Raw genomic sequence first — 19,916 nt, 5'->3', positions numbered from 1 at the left:
TCTATCATGAAGATGTAGAAAAAGAAAGGACGGGATGTTTTATGAAATTACAGATTCTATTGGCTTTGGATGGTGATGACGATGTGTGATAATACCACGACCATGTCCAGCTGCATCATTTCCCAGAATGATTTCCTTGTTTTCTTCAATATCGAGGACAAGAATATCGAAACATTCGATATCCATCATCAGAAGGATGGTGTCTATATTGATGTGACACTGAAGAAGAAGCCCCACCAGTGTCCTGTCTGCCTCAACATGACAGACAGAGTCAAGGACTATAGTGTCAAGCATATCAACCATTCCATACTGACAAACAAGAAATGCATCATCAATTACAGAGCTCGCAGATATAGATGTCCAAAATGCCATAAGACATTTATGGAGTCCAATCCCTTTACCGTTGCTGGCTCAAGAATCTCTCTGGCGACTGTATATAATATCCTGGAGGATTTGAGAAAGCCAAACATGACATTCAGGGATGTGGCCGAACGATACCACATATCCCAGACAACAGCTGCACATGTATTTGACTCATTTGTCTCCATATCAAGAAGACCTCTGCCTGAGTATCTGCTGATAGATGAGGTTTATGCATTCAAGTCTGCTCACAGTAAGTACGTATGCGTTCTTGTCGACTTCGAAACACAAAATATTGTCGATGTCCTTCCGTCAAGAAGAAAGCAGACACTCATGGATTATTTCTTCTCCATTCCTCTTGAGGAAAGGAAGAATGTCAAAATTGTTTCCTTTGACATGAGGGAAACATACAGAATCGTATCGAAAATCATGTTTCCAAATGCAATATGTGCAACCGACCATTTTCATGTGAAGCAGGAATTTGGAAGAAAAATTGACAGAGTGAGAATCGATGTCATGAATAAGTATTATTCCAGAAAAAAATATCTTGAGAAGAAAAAAGAAAAAACCAAGACTGAAAAGCTTGAGTTAAAGGAAGCATCCAAGCATTACTATGCATTAAAGAAATTCAACTGGATGCTCTTCTCCAATGACAATAGAATATTCGACCCTAACGAAAAGAAGATATACAATCATACCCTTGAGGGGTATTACAACTATTATGATATCCTTGAGTTCATGGTCAGACATGACCCTGTACTGGATCTAGCCTATGATCTTAAATATGAGCTGGATGAATTTTACAGCAGATCCAATGAAAAAAACGCATTGAAGAACATAGAAGAGCTGATCATATCCTTCAGGAATTCCCAGATCAAGGAAATGATGGATTTTGGGAATACACTGGTCAAATGGAAATATGAGATTGTGAATTCATTTGTGCCGGCAAATGGAAGACGCATATCAAACGGCCTGATTGAAAACAGAAACAAATCCATCAAGCTGCTGAAACACAGTTCAAACGGATACCTCAACTGGCATCGTTTCAAGACAAGAATCATGTACAGTCTCAATAAAGACTCAACATATCACCTGTATCCAATCAAAAACAAGGGGGATTTTACAGAGTGATGACAAGAAAAAAGATTTATACACTGATTGTGGACAATCATGATGTAAGCATTATCAGCAGACAACGTCTGCTGGAAGACATACTATACAGACTCAATATGATATACGAATATGCAGATGAACTGGATGACTTGACTCAGGAAATCAATCTGAAGTTAGATAAACTGATAGAAAAAGCAGAAAAAAAGAACCATGACCCATCATCAGATCATGATTCTCCTATACAGTTTTAAAATTGTGGGAAGAACAGCCTTCCCACAATTTCTTATAATCCAAAACCCCACAACCCCGTGTTATTTTAGATTACCTTTCTAATTTTAATAACATAATATCATAATCAATCAGTTTGCTATCAATTTTAAAGAATCCCTCAAAAGTCCCTATCTTTTGAAAACCATAATGCTGGTATAAAGAAATAGCACGTCTATTATCATGACATACTTCTAAAGAAACAAGATCGGCTTTTGCCTGATTTTTAGCAAAGTCAAGCAATCGATCCATCAAAGCATGTCCAATACCTAAATGCCATGCTGATTGACGAATACATAGACCTATTTCTCCACGATGGGACATTCTTGGCGATGAAAAAGTTATATAGGAACCCATCCCAACAATTTCATCTTTCATTTTGACAACATAGAAAACATCTTTTGAAGAATGAGCAACATTATCAAGAAAAGCTATTTCCTGTTCAAGAGAAAATCCGATGCCTTCACTGCCATAACTTAAATAATTTGTTTCTTTTCCACATATTTTCGTAAGTTCTAAAATTTCTTTAGCATCTTCCTTACGTGCCTCTACAATTTTAAAATCCATTTTATCCTCACAAATAAAAGTGTTGCATGACAACACTTTTATAATTCTTCCCCATTTGTTTCAATGACATGTTTATACCAATAGAATGATTTCTTTTTCGCTCTTGAAAAATCACCTTCATGTGCATTGTTGTAGTTGACATAGATAAATCCATAACGTTTATCATATTCACCTGTAGAAGCTGAAACGATATCAATAGGTGCCCACATTGTATATCCTAATAAATCAACACCATCATAATCAACGGCTTCTTTCATAGCTGCAATATGTGCTGCCAAGTAATCAATACGATACTGATCATCGACAACATATTGATCATTATCATCAATATATTTATCATAAGCACCAAAACCATTTTCAACAATCATCATTGGTAATTCAAAACGATCATTAAACCAGTTTAAACACCATCTTAAACCAACGGGATCAATTTGCCATCCCCAGTCACTGGCTTTAAGATATGTATTTCTCACATAATCTTCTTCAGAAAAATCAAATGAACGTCCGAATCTTCCTGTATATTTTGTAGCAAAACTCATGTAATAAGAGAATCCAATATAATCTACTTTTCCTTGAGCCAATGCTTTTTCATCTTCTGGTAAAATAAAGTTTTCATATCCTTTTCTTTCAAATTTCTTTAAGATATGTTTAGGATAATGTCCTCTGGCATGAACTTCTACATACCAGTATTTTTGATGCATAGCCTGTTGAGCATTTAAAATATCCTCAGGATTACATGTTGCTGGATAAACACCATTCATACCAATCATACACCCAACTTTAGCCTCTGGATCAATTTCATGAGCTGCTTTTACAGCCAATGCACTGGCAACCAATTCATGATGAGCAGATTTATACATCATATATTCAATATCGTCACCCTCTTTGACTAAGACAGCTCCTTCCTGTACAAGATGATGTGCCCCCATAGCGTGCCATTCAGCCTGATTATTGATTTCATTAAAAGTCATCCAATATTTAACTTTTCCTTTATATCTTTCAAAACATACTTTGGCATATTTCACAAAGAAGTCAATACATCTACGATCCATAAATCCATTGTATTTTTCAGCCAAATGATATGGCATTTCAAAATGTGATAAAGTGACAATTGGTTCAATACCTAAACGATGCATTTCATCAAATAAGTCATCATAGAATTTCAATCCTTCTTCATTTGGTTGTTCATCATCCCCATTTGGAAAAATTCTTGTCCATGCGATAGATGTTCTAAACGCTTTAAATCCCATTTCAGCCATTAAAGCCAAATCTTCTTTATAATGATGATAAAAATCAATACCTACGTGATTAGGATAATCTTCTCCTTCAATAACACCATTTGTAATACGACGAGCTACACCATTAGAACCAGCTGTCATGACATCAGCCACACTGACACCTTTTCCACCTTCATTCCATGCTCCTTCAGCTTGATGGGCAGCAATCGCTCCACCCCATAAAAAATCTTTTCTAAATCCCATTTGTTATACCTCCATTTCTACTATTTTTATTATACTATAAATAAAAAGAGAAAACAGATTATTTTGTTTTCTCCATTAAAATTCTACTCTACAAATATTTATATTTGTTCCGCCTTTTTCTTCATTTGTTGCTTTCTTTTTAAACGTTCATTTGTCCATCTTCTAAGTAATTCATAAATTACAGAGAAAGTCGGTAATCCAAACACCATACCCGGTATCCCAAACATTCCTCCACCAACACTGACAGCAAACAATACCCATAAAGCTGATAATCCTACAGAACTTCCAACAACATGAGGATAAATCAAGTTAGATTCAAACTGTTGTAATAGGGTACTAAAAACAAGAAATATCAAAGCTTTGACAGGTGATACAAAAACAATTAATACCGAAGAAATCACAGCTCCAATAATTGGTCCAAAATAAGGAATAATATTGGTAAAACCAATCACAATAGCTGCAATAGAGGCATAAGGAATACCCAAAATCATACATCCAATATAGCAGAGAACTCCGATAATAACAGACTCCGTTAATTGCCCAGCTAAAAAGTTTTCAAATGTTGTCCCTGTCAAAGAAACAACTTCTTTGATATATTGATAATGTTTTTCATTAAAAATCGCTCTGGCAAACTTTTTGACTTGTCGAATCAATTTATCTTTAGAAAACAACATATAAACAGCCATCACAAATCCCATAAACACATTGATTAAACTTGATGTCATGTGTGAAACACCTAAAGCAATATTAGGCACCCAAGTTGTTAGAGTGGAGAGAAATGTCTGTGTAAAATGATTTTGAAAATCATTAATTTTTTCAAGAAGTTCTGGTGATAAACGAATTTCTTCAAATAGATAATTCAACCATTCTTCTGCTTGAGCAAAAATATCTGGTAAATTATCTATAAGAGTTCTAATATTTTCAACAACTTGAGGAATAACAACAATCATCACAATAACCAAAACAAGGATAATTAATAATATGGCTAGGATAGCTGAAATAGTTTTCTTTCTTTTTTCATTTGATATAGGTAATTTCTTTTCTAAAAATTTCATAGGGATATTGAAAATAAAAGCTAAAACAAATCCTATGATAAATGGCTGAATAATCCCAATCAAGTTCCCTAGATAAGAAAAAACATCTTCAAAATAAATAACACCCAAAACCAGAATCGCACCATAAGTCAAAATAATTAATATATTCTTTAGCGTTAAATCACGCATTTTTATTGATGTCTTCAATATAACCACCTCACGATTTAGTTTACCTTATGATTATGAACTTTTTATGGCTCTAATTCATATATATTTTCATGAAAACTTGATTTTTCTCTAGAACTTTAAAAACACCTGCACCTATTATTAATACAATAGCTTCACCAATAAATACATATCCTGCATTTAATAGAAATGGTAAATTGAAAAGAAAATAAAGTTCTGCCCCAACAATGATACCATTAAACAATGCCCCTAAACAAACACCCATCCATAAGTGTGGTATCCTTGTAAAGGATAAACATGTCAATAAAGTTGCTGATGTGCCAAATATAACATCATAAATACCCATTGGAGAAAAGGCATTAGCCAAAAGACAACCAATCACTAATCCGGGTATGAAACGTCGATTATAAAAAGCAAGAAACATTAGTATTTCTGCTAAGCGAAATTGGATAGCCCCATAAGAAAAAGGAGCACATATGAAAGTCAGCACTGCATATATACAGGTAAGCATCGCATTCATCAAAATAGTACGTATTTTTACATTCATGATAAAACCTCTCTTTACTTTGTCATTATACCATATTTTTATAAAAATACTTGTTCATCATGAATATATTCATTAAACTATTTATAGAGGTGATTTTTCATGACAACACTTTATGTATCTGATTTAGATGGAACTTTATTAAACTCAAATCAAACACTATCAACTTATACGATTGAAACGATTAATCAACTTGTTGATGAGGGTATGTTATTTTCTTATGCAACAGCCAGATCTTATCAGACAGCTAAGAAAGTCACACAAGGATTACAGGCGCCTTTTCCTTTAATTGTTTATAATGGTGCCTGTATTCGAGATAATGTATCAGGTGAGATCTTATTATCACATTGTTTCCAGGAAGATATTCATCTGCTTTTAGATCCTTTTTTAAACAATCATCTTTATCCGATTGTCTATGCGTTTATTGACGGTGAAGAAAAATTTTCTTTTATTCCAGAAAAGTGCACACCTGGAATGCTTGAGTTTATCGAGTCTAGAAAAGGTGATCCACGCATCAGGATCATCCATCATCCCAAAGACTTTTATGTTGGTCAAATTTTTTATGTCACATTGATTGATGAAACAGATAAGCTCAAACCGTTTTATGCATACTATCAAAAACAATATCATTGTTTATTCCAAAAAGATATTTATACAAATCAACAATGGCTTGAAATTATGCCTCAAGGAACATCTAAAGCACATGCTATTGAACAATTAAAACATATTTATCATTATGATCGTCTTGTTGTTTTTGGAGATGGAGAAAATGATATTGAGATGTTTCAATTAGCGAATGAAGCTTATGCAGTAGATAATGCACATGAAAAATTAAAAGCGATTGCTACTCAAATCATCCCTTCCAATGATCAAGATGGCGTTGCTCAATTTTTAAAACAGACATGGAAAAATAAAGAGCTTAGCTCCCTGATACTGGATAAATAGCTAAACTCTAAAATGGAAAATACAAATACTATATTACAATTGAATCACTCTATCACATTGTTGAGCTATGGACTGATCATGTGTGACAATAATGACTGTTTTATCTTGCTGTTTCATTTCCTTTAAAATATTGATGATATCTTGTGTATTGTCTTTATCTAGTGAACCCGTAGGTTCATCACATAATATGATAGGAGCATCTTTAATGATGACTCTTGCGAGTGCAACACGTTGCTGTTGTCCACCAGATAATGTATAGACTTTTCGTTTTTCTATACCTTCTAATCCTACCTGTTTTAATGCTTCTTTTATACATTGAATCTTTTCTTTCTTTTTTAAATCTTTATATTCTAAAGCAATCATTAAATTATCTATAATATTCATAGATTCTATTAATGCAAAGTTTTGAAAAAGATATGATATTTGATAACGTAAAGCGAACACAGCATCCTGTGATTGAAAAGCTACTGGTTTTCCAGCAATATAAACATCGCCCTGATCACTATCTTCCAATAATCCCATGATATTCAAAAGCGTCGTCTTACCACTCCCACTTTTTCCAACAATTGCATTCATGCTTCCTTTTTTTATTTTTAGATTATAATTTTGAAAAATGACATTTTCATCATAAGCTTTCGTTATATTTTTTATTTCAATCATCATCATTCTCCTTTCAAAATTGAGGATATATAATATTTTTTTGATTTTATTACTGTTTTCATAAATATAAAAATCCAGAATAAGACGATAAGTCCGATAAGGAATATCACCATACCCATATGATATTGTAATCCCATAAATATTCTTGCAATCAAAACATACATCATGACATTGAATATAAAATACTGATGATATTGCTTAAACAAAGAAAATCCGTGTAATTTCTTCACTGCAATCAATTTTTTATTTTTATGCACAAAACAATAAAGCCCTTGTTCTACAGCTTTACCAACAAAAATAAGAATCAAACCAATCGTTGCGATTAGACAAACAGCTGCCATCATCTCATTATGATTCAACTCAGCCATATCATCATAGGCAGATATCACTTGTACTGGATACTTGTCTAACCCATATTTCTGGAGTAAAGACATGAGTTCCTTTTTTGTGATACCTTTATTTTTAATGGATTTCCCTTATATCCCATGATGCGATCATAATCAATATCATCTCCATTATTTTCTGTACGTACTGATAATACAATATTCTCTAAAGTATTTGTATGCTGATTAATGACTTTAGAATTATAACTAAAGAAGCCTTGTCCACTTTTATAATATACAAAGATCACATCATCATTTTTCTGATAACCTATATTCTTCACATCATCTGATAACTTTTTTTCATCATACATATGATCATCAGGAATTAATAAAACCTGTCTTTCTTCTTTTTCATCTATCTGTATGAGCTTCTCTTGAGCCTCTACAATGTTATTGACATTTAAATACTCATTATTCACATAGGCAACTGCTCCTTGATAATAATAACCTTCCTCAATGCTTCCATCATTGATAAAATCATTAAAATCGGCATATATTGCCTCATGACGATTAAGTTCTATAAATGCCTTCTTTGTATTTTTAAGCCATGTTGACTGGGCAATAGTATCTCCATCTTCGGTTTGTTGAATGGCTGGTATAATATAATAATCCTTTGTTGTTTCCCATTGTATTGTATTATTCATTCTTGAAAGAATTGATTCTACATAATTTGTTGCACTCAATGATAAAAAGATACCTATTGTGATTAAAAGAAACAATATAAACTGATTAAAATATAAAAATGTATGAGAAATATGTTTTCCTTTTAAATAATCGATAACTTTGACACGACTAAAAACAAGAATAACGAATGTTGAAAAGACAAAAATTAAAACCATAGAAATAATAATTGTTTGATAACCAGATAAAATAAAATGAATAACATCACTATTGAATTTTTGTGTCATTATCAGACTTAATATTGTATAACAGGGAAAGAGAATACAACTATAATCTATTAAAATATGACTAATTTCATCTAATCAAATATCACCATGGGAATAACCATGAAGCTTTTTTATAGAAAAAAGTTTATATTTTTGATACTGATCATAAATAATGATAAGTAATAATAAAACCGTAAATGCAAAGATAACCATTATAACAAAAGGCATAGAATCTATTGAACTATTATCATGACTTACAGTATTGATATCTATATCTAAAACTTTCTCTAATGATTCTTTAATTTGCTTTGTATTATCTTGATGAGAAACAATTCTGGCTTCTCCATTAAATGAATCATTTTCTATTATTTGATCTAATGGATAGATATCTAATTGATATTGATATTGTAAAAGTTCAACAGATTGATATTCTTTTATTCCCAAAACATCAAAATAATCATTATCATTTGTATAAATATACTTATAATAATGGTTATAATCTTTCTTAGTAAAAAAGATGCTAGAATGATATTCATTCATAACATCCTTAATATCGTCTAAAACATCTTGAGAATTTTTTGTTTTAATATTTTGATCAATTTGAATTGTCATGACATGATCCAGTTGATTTTCTGCATAAACTTTATTTTGAAAATCTTTGATTCCTGCTTGTGCAAACTGAGGAATAAATAAAACGACTGCATAATTCACAAATAAAATTCTTTATGTTTTTTTCATATATTCTCCTATTTATTCTTCATCATCAAACATCCTTATTTTCATACTATCTCCAAATACTTATTTTGGTTATATTAACATATAGCTATTTATGTTTCAATGTATTCTTAAAATGAATATTTGATAATATACTTTCTCTTATTGTCTGTCTTTCTTCAAAGTTTTTCACTTTCGATTCATTCCAATAACCAAGTTGGTGTGTTTAATTTTAAAAATAACCATGCAAAAACATAAGATAAAAAGGTATGTACCAAAATTATAGCTATAAATAAGAGATCTTAATTTCTGAAAAATGAACTTTCCCTTTTAATGTGATACAATGTTCAATCAAATCACTATTCATTTCTTCAATTGAAACATGAGAAAATAAATTATCAGTGTCATCTATCACTTTCCATGTACGGGGAATATATAATTCCAACATTCCACAAGTCACATACAAATGAAAATCAATGTTTTGATACTTCATATCAGCTTGATGAAAATAAACTTTAACTACCCCAGCACGATTTGTTATACTTACATTTTCAATCTCTTGAGAATCAATATAACGAATACAGCTACTCATATTTTCTTCAATGGATATATTTGTTTCCTGCATTGTCTTTTGATTTATATTTTGAAAATGACGTGAATGTTTCTTTGATGAGGGAAATAAGAAATGCCATCCTATACTTGCTAATAATGCAGCTAAAAGAACTGTCCATGGTGTAATGGCTTCTAATCCTAAAGGCTTATCATAAATAATAATAAGAAAAGCAATAGAAAATAAGAAACCAGTGACTTCTTTATGAAACAAACTCCAAAAAGCAGATACACCAAAGAAGATTGTCAATATCAATGTCCAAATACTTATATGAATATCTAAAATACCTAATTGTGAAATAATTAAAAAAACTGCTAAAGCGATGAATAATACACCCCAAAATATTCTATTCTTTTTCATTTTATAACCTCTTTTCCTCTAATCTTGATCGAAGTGGTCTGTAATAATGTCTTGATACATAGACTTGTTTGGAAGTATTCGCAAATTCTATCAGACATGGACTTGATATTGTTTTATGAAGTGCATAAATCTTTTGAAGATTTAAAATCGTGGATTTAGAAACTCTCATGAAATGACCAGGTAATATTTCTTCAAGTTCATATAATTTATATTTTACTTGATATAGATCATCACAGGTATGCGCACGAACATTCTTTTCATCTGTTTCAAAAAACAATATATCATTCAACGATAAATAATATTCAACAGAACCCTTATAAAAAACAATAACTGCCTGTTTTTTAGAAAAATCAAATAATGTTGCTTGGACTTGCTGAACTCTTTCATTCATAACCGGTGTCTTGATAACCACTTCAATATCTTCTAAACTTTCATCCATTTCTATTTTGACTTTCATAATTAATCTCCTTCGACATCTTTAATATAAACATCATGAAAGGAAAAGTAAATAGCTATCACCTAAGTGGTCTATATGATGAAGTAAGTGGTTAAAAAAAGGTATGTATCATGAAATGATATATACCTTCTTCATCCTATAATTCTTCACCGTTTGTTTCGATGACTTTTTTATACCAATAATAAGAATCCTTTGGAATTCTATTCAATGTTCCAGAATTTTCATCTTCTTCTCTATCAACATATACAAATCCATAACGTTTCTGATATCCATTTAACCAGCTTAATAAATCTGTATATGACCATGTACAATAAGCCAAAACTCGACATCCATCATCAATAGCTTTCTTTAATTCTTCAATATGTGCTTTTAAATAAGCAATACGATATGGATCATGAACCTGTCCATCTTCAACCTTATCAAAAGCTCCTAAACCATTTTCAGAAATAACAACAGGTAAATCATAACGTGAAGTAATATCACGACAGCACATTCTGATTCCCATTGGATCTATTGTCCAATCCCAGTCAGTTGTTGGCAAGAAATCATTTGCCGGATTCTTATATAATCCTGGTACACCTTGAACTTGAGCTGTTCCTTTTTCACCTGTGTTGTTCATTGTATTCGTCATACCAACACCATTGATATCATTATATTCAGCAACACATGTCTGATAATAATTCACACCCATAAAGTCAACTAATGCAGCAGCTTTTTTCAAAATGTCTTCATCGCCATCTTCCATTTGTGGAGTGACTCCTTGACTTTCTAAATATGCCCAAGCACTTCTTGGATAACGACCATAAGCATAAACATCCATCCACCAATAATTTTGTAAATCATCATAATCAGCTTTAGCCATCGCATTTTCAGGTTTTCTATCATATGCATAACATGGACTATAAGCAAATGAAGCACCAACTTTGGCGTCAGGATACATTTCTTTTAAAGCCAAAACTGTCTTTGCATGTGCCATATTGGCATGATGGTTAACCTGATAGAATGTTTTCATATCATTTTCTTTTCCTGGTGGATGCATTCCTTTTAACCATCCAAATGATGTAAAGATATTTTGTTCGTTCATTGTAATCCAATATTTAACACGATCTCCATATCTTTTGAAAAGTGTTGTTGCATAGTTTACATAATCATCAACAATCTGACGACTTTCCCATCCATGATATTGATCTTCTAAAGCTTGAGGCATATCCCAATGATAAACTGTTACCATTGGTTCAATACCATATTTTAATAATTCATTAATTAAATTATCATAGAATTGAAGCCCAGCTTCATTCACTTCACCATTTCCATTAGGATAGATTCTTGTCCAGGCAATAGAGAAACGATACGTTTTTAATCCCATTTCTGCCATTAATTTGACATCTTCCTTGTAACGATGATAGTGGTCAACAGCTTTATCACCTGTTGTTGCCTTAAAAGTTTTACCGGGAATTCTTACAAACTTATCCCAGTTGGAAACACCTTTACCATCAGCGTCCCATCCACCTTCTACTTGATAAGCAGCAGATGCACTTCCCCATAAGAAATCTTTAGGGAAACCTTTTGATTTTTCAAAATACATATAAGCCCTCCTCTTTTTATATATTCTCATTCATAAACTCAATTAGAGATAATGAATAGGAATCCTGTTTATCTTTTAAATCATAGAGATGTTCTTCTTTAATTGGAAATAACAATTTGTTGGAAGCATCATGATTATACAATGGAAAAACCATTTGAAATGGAACATCCTTATCATTTTTAGAATGAACATAAACTGTTGGAATCTGATTTTTCTTAACCAATTCCACTGTATCCATTTTTTTAATATCTATTTTTAATTCATTTTTCATCACTTTTCTAATCACTCTACCTGCCAAATATTGTGGTACTTTCATCTCTCTTTGACATTTCTTTGTCAGATAGTGGTAAACATGATCATAAGCTCCTTCACTTATAATCAAATCTACATTCTTAAGTTTACCTAATCCAGAAGCATTTAAAATCGTATTGGCTCCCATTCCTTTACCATACATAATCAAACGATGATTTTCTCCGTATTTCTGTAATAAATACGTATTAAAATACATCAAGTCAAAAACATCACGATAACCAAAACCTCGAATATAACCATCACTTAATCCATGAGCATGAGCATCAATCATTAAAATATGATCATCTTTAAAAATACTTTCCAGATAATTCACTGTTTTTTCCAAAGACTTGGCAGAAGCCATCAACTCATGTAAACAGACAATCGTTCTTTTTGCTTCAGGCTTTTCTATCAGATAACCCTGAAGATACAAACCTTTATGATTTTGAATCTTAATCTTTTGAGCATGAAGTTTTTCATACCAGTTACCTTGATCCTCTTTATTCAAATGTTCACGATATAAAACTTTTTTGGCAAACTGATTTGCAAGTGCTAAACTGGCTGTCAATGTTGACGCTGTTAAAGTTGAAGCTAAAGCAGTTGTAACTGCAAGTTTCTTTTTCATTTATACCACTCCTTAAAATTATCCATTAATAGTCTATTAATGTTTGTCACTTGTTCAAAAGAACTTAAACGATAGTTTTCATTTTCCATTCTTGCTGCAAAATACTGAATAGCTGTCACCAGTTCATCTCTCACTTTTGGTTTCATATTATCTGGAAATGATTCAATCGGAAAGCATGTAAACACAAAAGTATTGTAATCTCGATGGAATAAATCCAATAATATCTGATAACCTTCTGTCTGTATAATAGAATTTCCTAATGCTAAATCCAAATCATGATTTGCAAAAGTTAACATATAATGAATAATATTTCTTAAAACATTAATCAAGACTTCATAATAATGTTCATAATCACTATAGAAAATATAGTAAATATAAGAAAAAATAAGGTTTCCCTGACTACGAGAATGTTTGCGATTTTCCAGCATAAAATCATTATCAATCAATGTAAACTCATCTTTAAATTGATCTATGATGGCTTTAGCCACATTGTATTGTGATAAAACAAGCGAACCAAAATCCGTCATGATTGCAAATGTAAAACGTGAATTTAAACATAAAGTACGAATAGCTTGAAATAATTCTTCTGGTACATTTTTATAAAATTTATCCAAATGACGCCAAACAATACGAATAATCTTACGAATATAATAAAGATGAAACTGATATTCTGTATCTAAGTATTTTGAATTGGTTCCATCCCACTCATATTGATATAAAACACTCTCAAATAAAAGATTAACAGAATCTATAAAATTTTTATAATTTTTACGTTTTAACTGTTTTTTTAAACAAGGTAAAAATATCTTATAAAAATCATCCATTGTCTGTTGATTAATACCATGATGATATTTCATATAGCTTAAAATATCACAAAAATCAATAGGTGCCAAAACGTTCACTTCATCTGAAACTGTTTTAATAAAATTTTCATACAATGAATAATGCAAAACTCTTTTATATCCCAGTCTTGCTAAAACACGTGTTAAAGCATCTTTCACAATATAAATCTTTTCCTGCTCATGTAAATCTTCTGAAAAAGTATACGTAATTTCATCTAGACAATGAATTTCCACAAAAATATCAATTTGGCGAAAATTTTGATCCAACATATAATAATGAACTTTAAACGTATTTTCTTCAGTACGATATCCACTATGATATCGATACTTTCCCACATATTGTGATTGATGATCAGCCATGAATTTTTGCATAACTGCCTGATCAAACGCCATATTTTATCCTCCTTTATGAGCTTTTTGAAAACGTGGTAAAAATTGACGACGTACATACTGCACAGCAATATAACGTATATTCTCTCTTGAATAATCTCCACCGATAGATAATGAAGTATCCATAATTTCTTCAGTCAATAAAGTTAATTCATGATCACTCAACTCTATTTTTTCTAAAGCAATTGTCGTTCTCACAATTTCCTTACACTCATCTATATAATCTTTTTTATCAATATCTGTTACATGTTCCATATTTTTAATCTCCTTACTAGCATTATACCATGATTATATGTCTTTTCTATAAACATTTCTTTCTTTTTTATCATTTGTTTTCCATATAAAAAGCAGGTCATCCTGCTTCTTGTGTTATCTTAAAAAACGAATATCTTCCGTGATATCAAATCCTAAATCTTTTAAATGATTTTTGGCTTGTTGATATGTTTGCATATCCAATAACGCATTGGCTTCATGGGCATCTGTACCAATAATGACACGATTTCCTACATCTTTTGCAATCTTGAAAAAATCATCACAAGGATAATGACGATGTGTACGATATCCTAATAAATTAAATTCTAATGGTATATCATATTGTTTAGCTTTTAAGCATAATCTTTGCATTTCCTCTGCATAAAAAGGATCATCAGTTGGATAATTGGCTAAATCCGGATGAGCAACATAGCTATATAAACCTGTTTCGATTGCTTCGATACAGCTATTGACATATTGTGTAAGTTGCCAAGATTTCAAAGGAAAACCAAAATAAATACCATCTTCATCACTACCATCATAATGATTGCCTAAAATAATATAATCAATAGGATATGTTTTTAACATCTCTTTTAAACCATCCATATATTTTTCAAAATATTCACATTCTAAACCAATTTTTATAGAAATCTGATTTTTATATTTCTCCTTTAATTTTAATAGAGTCGATACATAATCACCTATTTCATAAGCTTCCATACGCATTGTTGGGTGAAATGAAGATTGATACATCCACGGGCTATGATCACTGAACCCTAGTTCAGTATATCCTGAAGCAATGGCTGCCTGAATATAATCTTCTTCATTATCAATAGCGTGATGACAACGTTTCGTATGTGTATGATAATTTTTCATTACTATTCATCTCCTTGGCTTCTATTATAACGCATTGACTTCGCTTATCGCAATAAAAAGAGGCATCTTTCATAGATACCTACTCATAATCACATGTATAACCACGCATATCTAATTCTAACTTTTCTACTTGCCAGTCATTTAATAAATGACCTAACTCCTCTTTCATTCTGACGACACCTTTTTTATCACTTTCTCGAATAACAGCCATTATTGTTGGTCCAGCTCCCGATAAATAGCAGCCCAGTACATGTTCATCTTTTTCTAAAGCTGCCATAATCTCATCATATCCTTTTATCAAAGTCCCACGATAAGGCTGATGTAAACGATCTTTAAATCCCAGCTTCAAACCATCATCATAACCATTAATCAAAGATGCGACCATTAATGCCAGATGGGATACATTCGCAATAGCGTCTTGTCTTGGTAACTGTTGAGGTAAAACAGCACGAGATTTTTCTGTTGATAAAGTAAAAGGAGGGATAAAAGCAACAAAGCGATAATCGTGTTTAACTGGAATATTTAAAGTTGTCACATGGTTATCATTCATGACCGATACTGTCAATCCCCCAAAAATAGCAGGAGCGACGTTATCTGGATGCCCTTCAATCTGTGTTGCCAATTCTAATATCTCCTGACGTTCTTCACTACGATCCATAAAAGCATATGCTCCTACAATCCCTGCAACAATACATGTTGAAGAACTTCCAAGTCCTCTTGTATAAGGTACGTCCCCACTACACTCAATGCGTAATCCTTGAAATTGTAAACCACAGGCTTTTGCTCCTTCTACAAAGGCACGATATGTCAAATTGTCTTGATTACAAAACTGCTGTGGACAACCAGTGATTTCTAAACCATCTTCCAACAATTCAAAAACAAAAGTATTATATAATGTTACTGCTAATCCGGCAACGTCAAAGCCCGGTCCTAAATTAGCACTTGTTGCTGGAACTTTCACTTTGACTTTCATAAAGATATCTCCTTAATCTTTTGAGAAATCTCACGAATAATTTGTGATTTATCTATCACTTTTTGATGAAGAACTTCTCTTTGGTCTAAAGCTACTAATGGTTTAGGAATTTCAACACCTGTTTTTTGATAAACTGCTTCAATAGCTTCATATTCTGATAAGTCTTGATTTGTTAAAGCATGATAAACAGAATCAGCAAATTTATATGGTGAAGCTGTAGCTAAAATGATCGTTTTCGTCTGATCTCTAAATGCTTTTTGATATTCTTTATAAACACCATAACCAATAGCTGTATGTGTGTCTAATAAATATCCTGTTTCTTCAAAACATGTTTGAATTGTATTGAGAACTCCTTGTTCATCTAACCATCCTGCTTTAAAAAGACATTGCATTTTTTCTAATAAATCAGAAGAAATTTCATAAACACCATTTTGGTTCAATTGTTCCATATAACTATTCACTTTTTGACTATCTTCACAAACCATATACACAAGTCTTTCTAGATTACTAGATACCAGAATATCCATTGCCGGAGCATTTGTTTTATAAAATTCACGACGTGCATCATATTTTCCAGTACGGAAAAAATCAGTTAAAATATTATTTTTATTAGATGCAACAATAAACTTTTGAATAGGTAATCCCATCTTTTTAGCAATAACTCCTGCTAGACAATTGCCAAAATTACCACTAGGAATTGTAAAATTCACTGCTTCATTTAAACGAATTTTCTTTTCATTCACAAGTGTCATATAAGCATAAAAATAATAAACCACTTGAGGAATCAATCTGCCAATATTAATAGAATTTGCAGAAGATAAGAAAACATGATGCTGATCACATAAATCTTTTAATTCTAAAGATTGAAATGCCTGTTTCACTGCTTTTTGAGCATCATCAAAATTTCCATCTATACCTACAACATCCACATTTTGACCAGTCTGCGTAATCATTTGTTGTTTTTGAATAGGCGAAACACCATCTTCAGGATAAAAAACTTGAATATATGTTCCTTCCACATCTTTAAATCCTTCTAAAGCCGCCTTCCCCGTATCTCCAGAAGTTGCTGCTAAAATCATCACTTTTCTTTCTTCACCTTTTTTCTTGAGTGAATAAGTCATGAAATAAGGTAATAACGATAATGCCATATCTTTAAAAGCCGCTGTTGGACCTTGAAATAATTCAGCAATATAAACATCTCCTGCCTGTTTAACAGGAACAACTTCTTTTGGAAACAAGCCATTTCCATAAGCTTTCTGACATAATTCTCTTAATTCCTCTTTTGCATTATTTCCAACAAAAGATGTTATAATTTCAGTTGCCATATCTACATAAGATAAATGCTGCAAAGCCTTTAAATCTTTTTGTTCTAATGTAAAATCTGGAACAAGCAATCCTCCATCACTGGCAATCCCCTGCAAAATAGCATCATAAAAATCTATTGGTCGCTGTTTTCCTCTTGTACTCACATATTTTTTATCACTCATGATTTACACCTGCTTTCATATTTGTTTCATTGTATACAATTTTAAAATACAAGTCAATATTATTAGACTATTTAAGCATATTTATCATCCATTTTATAATTTCCCTAAAATTAATGAAGATTTATATTGTTTTAAAAATATCATTTTGACTAATACTCTTGAATATACTATAATAAATTTTATTATAAAGGGGGAAGTAACTATGAGCCATATAATCATACCTAAAGACTATAAGCCACATCTTAATTTAATCGAAACAGAAGTAGCTATTAAAATGATTAAAGATACATTTGAAAGAAGACTTGCTGAACAACTTCGTTTAACACGTGTTTCAGCACCACTGTTTTTATTAAAAAATACAGGTTTAAATGATGATTTAAATGGTATCGAAAAACCAGTATCATTTACATCTTTTGAACTTAATCATAACGATGAAATAGAAATCATTCATTCTTTAGCCAAATGGAAAAGAGATGCTTTATATCGTTATGGTTTTGAACAACATACAGGTTTATATACAGATATGAATGCAATTAGAAAAGATGAAGAATTAGACAATATTCATTCCATGTATGTAGATCAATGGGATTGGGAAATGGTCATTTCCCGTGCTGATCGTACTTTAGACTATTTTAAAGCTATTGTTTCAAAGATTTACAATGCTTTGTTAGATGTTGAATTTTTAATGATTAGACATTATCCTCAACTCGGTGAATCTATCTTACCAGATGAAATCTATTTTATCACTTCTCAAGAGTTAGAAGATCTCTATCCTCAACTCACACCTAAAGAAAGAGAAAAAGAAATTGTCCGTGCTAAAAAAGCAGTTTGTATTATGCAAATTGGTGATTTATTAAAATCTGGTCAAAAACATGATGGACGAGCACCAGATTATGATGACTGGAAATTAAATGGTGATATTCTTGTCTATAATACACAACTTGATGATGCATTAGAAATCTCAAGTATGGGTATTCGTGTGGATGAAAAAGCATTAAAAGAACAATTAGAAAAAGCAAATGCTTTAGAACGTTTATCTTTACCTTTCCATCAAAATGTAATCAATCATGTTCTTCCATTAAGTATTGGTGGTGGAATTGGTCAAAGTCGTTTATGTATGTTCTTTTTAAGAAAAGCTCATATTGGTGAAGTTCAAGCTTCTTTATGGGATGAAGAAACTATGAAATTATGTCAAGAAAATCAAATTCATTTATTATAAAAGCATTCCTTTTATTGGGAATGCTTTTTCATAAATTCAAATGATATAGTGAATGGATTATTTCTTTGACTCGTTTTTGCTTTTTTCTAATAAATCAATAACATCTAACAATGAAGAAAAAATACCACTAGCCTTTTGAACATATTCTTCATGAGGATATTTTAAATCTGGAATACAATAAACTGGAATATGTGCATCATAGGCTGCTTGGATACCTGCTTCACTATCTTCTAAGACAATAGCTTCTTGTGGGGATACACCAAGTTTTTCACAGGCTTTTAAGAAAATATCTGGAAATGGTTTCCCTCTTTTGACATCTGGACCATAAACCATAACATCAAAATCATCTATCATATGATGTGTTTCAAGCATTTGATTTGCTCTAGAAGCCAGACTAGATGTAGCAAGAGCAATTTTATAATGATGTTTATGTAAATAATCTAATAGCTCTTTAGCTCCTTTTTTTAATTGAACACCTTCTTTTTGTAATAATTGAACTTCTAACTGATGAAAATATTGAAACTTTTCTTCAATATCATAATCCAGATGATAATGTTCCTTAATAAACTGTAAAGAGACTTTCAATTGCTTCCCTGGATAATCTTTTACATAATCATCCATAGTAAAAGTATACCCATAACTTTCAATTAACTGTTTATAACATTTATATGAAATGACTTCACTATCAATCAAAAGCCCATCCATATCAAAAATAACTGCCTTTAACATAACCATCCTCCTCAACTTTATGTTTATCTTATTACAAAACACTTGAAAAGAAAAGATTCTTACAGAAACAGAAAAAATT

At 31.4% G+C, this 19,916-nt stretch carries 23 protein-coding genes; 4 read left to right on the top strand and 19 right to left on the bottom strand.

The window, feature by feature from the left end:
• Nucleotides 1-39: 39 nt before the first annotated feature.
• Nucleotides 40-372, bottom strand: coding sequence for a hypothetical protein (locus tag ACGHJ8_RS02485; protein ID WP_249191397.1), 333 nt, complete (start codon nucleotides 370-372; stop codon nucleotides 40-42).
• On the opposite strand from ACGHJ8_RS02485, the gene ACGHJ8_RS02480 reads away from it, so the two are divergent.
• A complete protein-coding gene (locus tag ACGHJ8_RS02480) occupies nucleotides 259-1,491 on the top strand; it encodes an ISL3 family transposase (protein ID WP_390542401.1) in 1,233 nt (410 codons plus the stop codon). The genes ACGHJ8_RS02485 and ACGHJ8_RS02480 overlap by 114 nt on opposite strands.
• Nucleotides 1,488-1,724, top strand: coding sequence for a hypothetical protein (locus tag ACGHJ8_RS02475; RefSeq protein WP_087358087.1), 237 nt, complete (start codon nucleotides 1,488-1,490; stop codon nucleotides 1,722-1,724). Before ACGHJ8_RS02480 ends, ACGHJ8_RS02475 begins: the two co-directional genes overlap by 4 nt.
• 70 nt (nucleotides 1,725-1,794) lie before the next feature.
• Here ACGHJ8_RS02475 and ACGHJ8_RS02470 read toward each other — a convergent pair whose 3' ends face one another.
• The 4 genes from ACGHJ8_RS02470 to ACGHJ8_RS02455 all read right to left on the bottom strand — a co-directional run bounded on the left by ACGHJ8_RS02470 (nucleotide 1,795) and on the right by ACGHJ8_RS02455 (nucleotide 5,555).
• Entirely contained in the window at nucleotides 1,795-2,307 is a 513-nt protein-coding gene (locus tag ACGHJ8_RS02470; protein WP_390541506.1) for a GNAT family N-acetyltransferase, read from the bottom strand.
• Between the two features lie 38 nt (nucleotides 2,308-2,345).
• Nucleotides 2,346-3,788, bottom strand: coding sequence for a 6-phospho-beta-glucosidase (locus ACGHJ8_RS02465; RefSeq protein ID WP_390541504.1), 1,443 nt, complete (start codon nucleotides 3,786-3,788; stop codon nucleotides 2,346-2,348).
• Nucleotides 3,789-3,886: 98 nt separating this feature from the next.
• A complete protein-coding gene (locus ACGHJ8_RS02460) occupies nucleotides 3,887-5,029 on the bottom strand; it encodes an AI-2E family transporter (protein WP_205089940.1) in 1,143 nt (380 codons plus the stop codon).
• Nucleotides 5,030-5,081: 52 nt separating this feature from the next.
• The gene (locus ACGHJ8_RS02455) at nucleotides 5,082-5,555 is read right to left on the bottom strand and encodes a QueT transporter family protein (protein WP_390541501.1); all 474 of its coding nucleotides are present in this window, start codon (nucleotides 5,553-5,555) and stop codon (nucleotides 5,082-5,084) included.
• 99 nt (nucleotides 5,556-5,654) lie between these two features.
• Here ACGHJ8_RS02455 and ACGHJ8_RS02450 point away from each other — a divergent pair, with 99 nt between their 5' ends.
• Nucleotides 5,655-6,497: an HAD family hydrolase gene (locus ACGHJ8_RS02450; RefSeq protein ID WP_390541499.1), complete on the top strand. Its 843-nt coding sequence runs from the start codon at nucleotides 5,655-5,657 to the stop codon at nucleotides 6,495-6,497.
• A gap of 33 nt (nucleotides 6,498-6,530) precedes the next feature.
• Here ACGHJ8_RS02450 and ACGHJ8_RS02445 read toward each other — a convergent pair whose 3' ends face one another.
• The 13 genes from ACGHJ8_RS02445 to thrC all read right to left on the bottom strand — a co-directional run bounded on the left by ACGHJ8_RS02445 (nucleotide 6,531) and on the right by thrC (nucleotide 17,889).
• Entirely contained in the window at nucleotides 6,531-7,157 is a 627-nt protein-coding gene (locus ACGHJ8_RS02445; protein ID WP_087359512.1) for a putative bacteriocin export ABC transporter, read from the bottom strand.
• A 2-nt stretch (nucleotides 7,158-7,159) separates the two neighbouring features.
• Nucleotides 7,160-7,591, bottom strand: coding sequence for a DUF1430 domain-containing protein (locus ACGHJ8_RS02440; protein WP_205089934.1), 432 nt, complete (start codon nucleotides 7,589-7,591; stop codon nucleotides 7,160-7,162).
• Nucleotides 7,564-8,448 carry a hypothetical protein gene (locus tag ACGHJ8_RS02435; RefSeq protein ID WP_390541496.1) on the bottom strand — a complete coding sequence of 295 codons (885 nt, stop codon included), beginning with the start codon at nucleotides 8,446-8,448 and terminating at the stop codon, nucleotides 7,564-7,566. Before ACGHJ8_RS02435 ends, ACGHJ8_RS02440 begins: the two co-directional genes overlap by 28 nt.
• A gap of 75 nt (nucleotides 8,449-8,523) precedes the next feature.
• Nucleotides 8,524-9,138, bottom strand: a complete 615-nt coding sequence (locus ACGHJ8_RS02430) for a hypothetical protein (protein ID WP_211962093.1) — start codon at nucleotides 9,136-9,138, stop codon at nucleotides 8,524-8,526.
• Nucleotides 9,139-9,427: 289 nt separating this feature from the next.
• Complete coding sequence (locus ACGHJ8_RS02425) at nucleotides 9,428-10,111, bottom strand: hypothetical protein (RefSeq protein ID WP_087359517.1); 684 nt, start codon at nucleotides 10,109-10,111, stop codon at nucleotides 9,428-9,430.
• Between the two features lies 1 nt (nucleotide 10,112).
• Nucleotides 10,113-10,568 (bottom strand): LytTR family DNA-binding domain-containing protein, encoded by a 456-nt coding sequence (locus tag ACGHJ8_RS02420; RefSeq protein ID WP_087359519.1) that lies wholly within the window; start codon nucleotides 10,566-10,568, stop codon nucleotides 10,113-10,115.
• A gap of 136 nt (nucleotides 10,569-10,704) precedes the next feature.
• Nucleotides 10,705-12,153, bottom strand: a complete 1,449-nt coding sequence (locus tag ACGHJ8_RS02415; RefSeq protein WP_390541493.1) for a glycoside hydrolase family 1 protein — start codon at nucleotides 12,151-12,153, stop codon at nucleotides 10,705-10,707.
• A 16-nt stretch (nucleotides 12,154-12,169) separates the two neighbouring features.
• Nucleotides 12,170-13,069: an alpha/beta hydrolase gene (locus tag ACGHJ8_RS02410; RefSeq protein ID WP_205089928.1), complete on the bottom strand. Its 900-nt coding sequence runs from the start codon at nucleotides 13,067-13,069 to the stop codon at nucleotides 12,170-12,172.
• The gene (locus tag ACGHJ8_RS02405; RefSeq protein WP_211962096.1) at nucleotides 13,066-14,304 is read right to left on the bottom strand and encodes a hypothetical protein; all 1,239 of its coding nucleotides are present in this window, start codon (nucleotides 14,302-14,304) and stop codon (nucleotides 13,066-13,068) included. The genes ACGHJ8_RS02410 and ACGHJ8_RS02405 overlap by 4 nt, the downstream gene beginning before the upstream one ends.
• 3 nt (nucleotides 14,305-14,307) lie before the next feature.
• A complete protein-coding gene (locus ACGHJ8_RS02400; RefSeq protein WP_087359527.1) occupies nucleotides 14,308-14,556 on the bottom strand; it encodes a hypothetical protein in 249 nt (82 codons plus the stop codon).
• Between the two features lie 114 nt (nucleotides 14,557-14,670).
• Entirely contained in the window at nucleotides 14,671-15,429 is a 759-nt protein-coding gene (locus ACGHJ8_RS02395) for a histidinol-phosphatase (protein WP_211962097.1), read from the bottom strand.
• Between the two features lie 79 nt (nucleotides 15,430-15,508).
• Nucleotides 15,509-16,402 (bottom strand): homoserine kinase, encoded by an 894-nt coding sequence (gene thrB, locus ACGHJ8_RS02390; RefSeq protein ID WP_087359531.1) that lies wholly within the window; start codon nucleotides 16,400-16,402, stop codon nucleotides 15,509-15,511.
• Entirely contained in the window at nucleotides 16,399-17,889 is a 1,491-nt protein-coding gene (gene thrC, locus ACGHJ8_RS02385; RefSeq protein WP_087359532.1) for a threonine synthase, read from the bottom strand. The genes thrB and thrC overlap by 4 nt, the downstream gene beginning before the upstream one ends.
• A gap of 202 nt (nucleotides 17,890-18,091) precedes the next feature.
• Here thrC and asnA point away from each other — a divergent pair, with 202 nt between their 5' ends.
• Complete coding sequence (gene asnA / locus ACGHJ8_RS02380) at nucleotides 18,092-19,108, top strand: aspartate--ammonia ligase (protein WP_087359534.1); 1,017 nt, start codon at nucleotides 18,092-18,094, stop codon at nucleotides 19,106-19,108.
• Nucleotides 19,109-19,165: 57 nt separating this feature from the next.
• Here asnA and ACGHJ8_RS02375 read toward each other — a convergent pair whose 3' ends face one another.
• Nucleotides 19,166-19,837, bottom strand: a complete 672-nt coding sequence (locus ACGHJ8_RS02375) for an HAD family phosphatase (RefSeq protein WP_087359537.1) — start codon at nucleotides 19,835-19,837, stop codon at nucleotides 19,166-19,168.
• Nucleotides 19,838-19,916 lie beyond the last annotated feature (79 nt).

The organism is Massiliimicrobium timonense (assembly GCF_042850985.1).
Taxonomy (GTDB): Bacteria; Bacillota_I; Bacilli_A; order Erysipelotrichales; family Coprobacillaceae; genus Allocoprobacillus.
The sequence above is the reverse complement of the archived record's forward strand: the minus strand, read 5'-3'. Positions and strand labels throughout refer to the sequence as shown.

Bases quoted from the DNA above. Each gene is read 5' to 3' on its own strand.
- ACGHJ8_RS02480 (WP_390542401.1), top strand. From the start codon at position 259: ATGACAGACAGAGTCAAGGACTATAGTGTCAAGCATATCAACCATTCC.
- ACGHJ8_RS02485 (WP_249191397.1), bottom strand. From the start codon at position 372: ATGGCATTTTGGACATCTATATCTGCGAGCTCTGTAATTGATGATGCA.
- ACGHJ8_RS02470 (WP_390541506.1), bottom strand. From the start codon at position 2,307: ATGGATTTTAAAATTGTAGAGGCACGTAAGGAAGATGCTAAAGAAATT.
- ACGHJ8_RS02465 (WP_390541504.1), bottom strand. From the start codon at position 3,788: ATGGGATTTAGAAAAGATTTTTTATGGGGTGGAGCGATTGCTGCCCAT.
- ACGHJ8_RS02455 (WP_390541501.1), bottom strand. From the start codon at position 5,555: ATGAATGTAAAAATACGTACTATTTTGATGAATGCGATGCTTACCTGT.
- ACGHJ8_RS02450 (WP_390541499.1), top strand. From the start codon at position 5,655: ATGACAACACTTTATGTATCTGATTTAGATGGAACTTTATTAAACTCA.
- ACGHJ8_RS02445 (WP_087359512.1), bottom strand. From the start codon at position 7,157: ATGATTGAAATAAAAAATATAACGAAAGCTTATGATGAAAATGTCATT.
- ACGHJ8_RS02440 (WP_205089934.1), bottom strand. From the start codon at position 7,591: ATGTCTTTACTCCAGAAATATGGGTTAGACAAGTATCCAGTACAAGTG.
- ACGHJ8_RS02435 (WP_390541496.1), bottom strand. From the start codon at position 8,448: ATGACACAAAAATTCAATAGTGATGTTATTCATTTTATTTTATCTGGT.
- ACGHJ8_RS02425 (WP_087359517.1), bottom strand. From the start codon at position 10,111: ATGAAAAAGAATAGAATATTTTGGGGTGTATTATTCATCGCTTTAGCA.
- ACGHJ8_RS02420 (WP_087359519.1), bottom strand. From the start codon at position 10,568: ATGAAAGTCAAAATAGAAATGGATGAAAGTTTAGAAGATATTGAAGTG.
- ACGHJ8_RS02415 (WP_390541493.1), bottom strand. From the start codon at position 12,153: ATGTATTTTGAAAAATCAAAAGGTTTCCCTAAAGATTTCTTATGGGGA.
- ACGHJ8_RS02410 (WP_205089928.1), bottom strand. From the start codon at position 13,069: ATGAAAAAGAAACTTGCAGTTACAACTGCTTTAGCTTCAACTTTAACA.
- ACGHJ8_RS02405 (WP_211962096.1), bottom strand. From the start codon at position 14,304: ATGGCGTTTGATCAGGCAGTTATGCAAAAATTCATGGCTGATCATCAA.
- ACGHJ8_RS02400 (WP_087359527.1), bottom strand. From the start codon at position 14,556: ATGGAACATGTAACAGATATTGATAAAAAAGATTATATAGATGAGTGT.
- ACGHJ8_RS02395 (WP_211962097.1), bottom strand. From the start codon at position 15,429: ATGAAAAATTATCATACACATACGAAACGTTGTCATCACGCTATTGAT.
- thrB (WP_087359531.1), bottom strand. From the start codon at position 16,402: ATGAAAGTCAAAGTGAAAGTTCCAGCAACAAGTGCTAATTTAGGACCG.
- thrC (WP_087359532.1), bottom strand. From the start codon at position 17,889: ATGAGTGATAAAAAATATGTGAGTACAAGAGGAAAACAGCGACCAATA.
- asnA (WP_087359534.1), top strand. From the start codon at position 18,092: ATGAGCCATATAATCATACCTAAAGACTATAAGCCACATCTTAATTTA.
- ACGHJ8_RS02375 (WP_087359537.1), bottom strand. From the start codon at position 19,837: ATGTTAAAGGCAGTTATTTTTGATATGGATGGGCTTTTGATTGATAGT.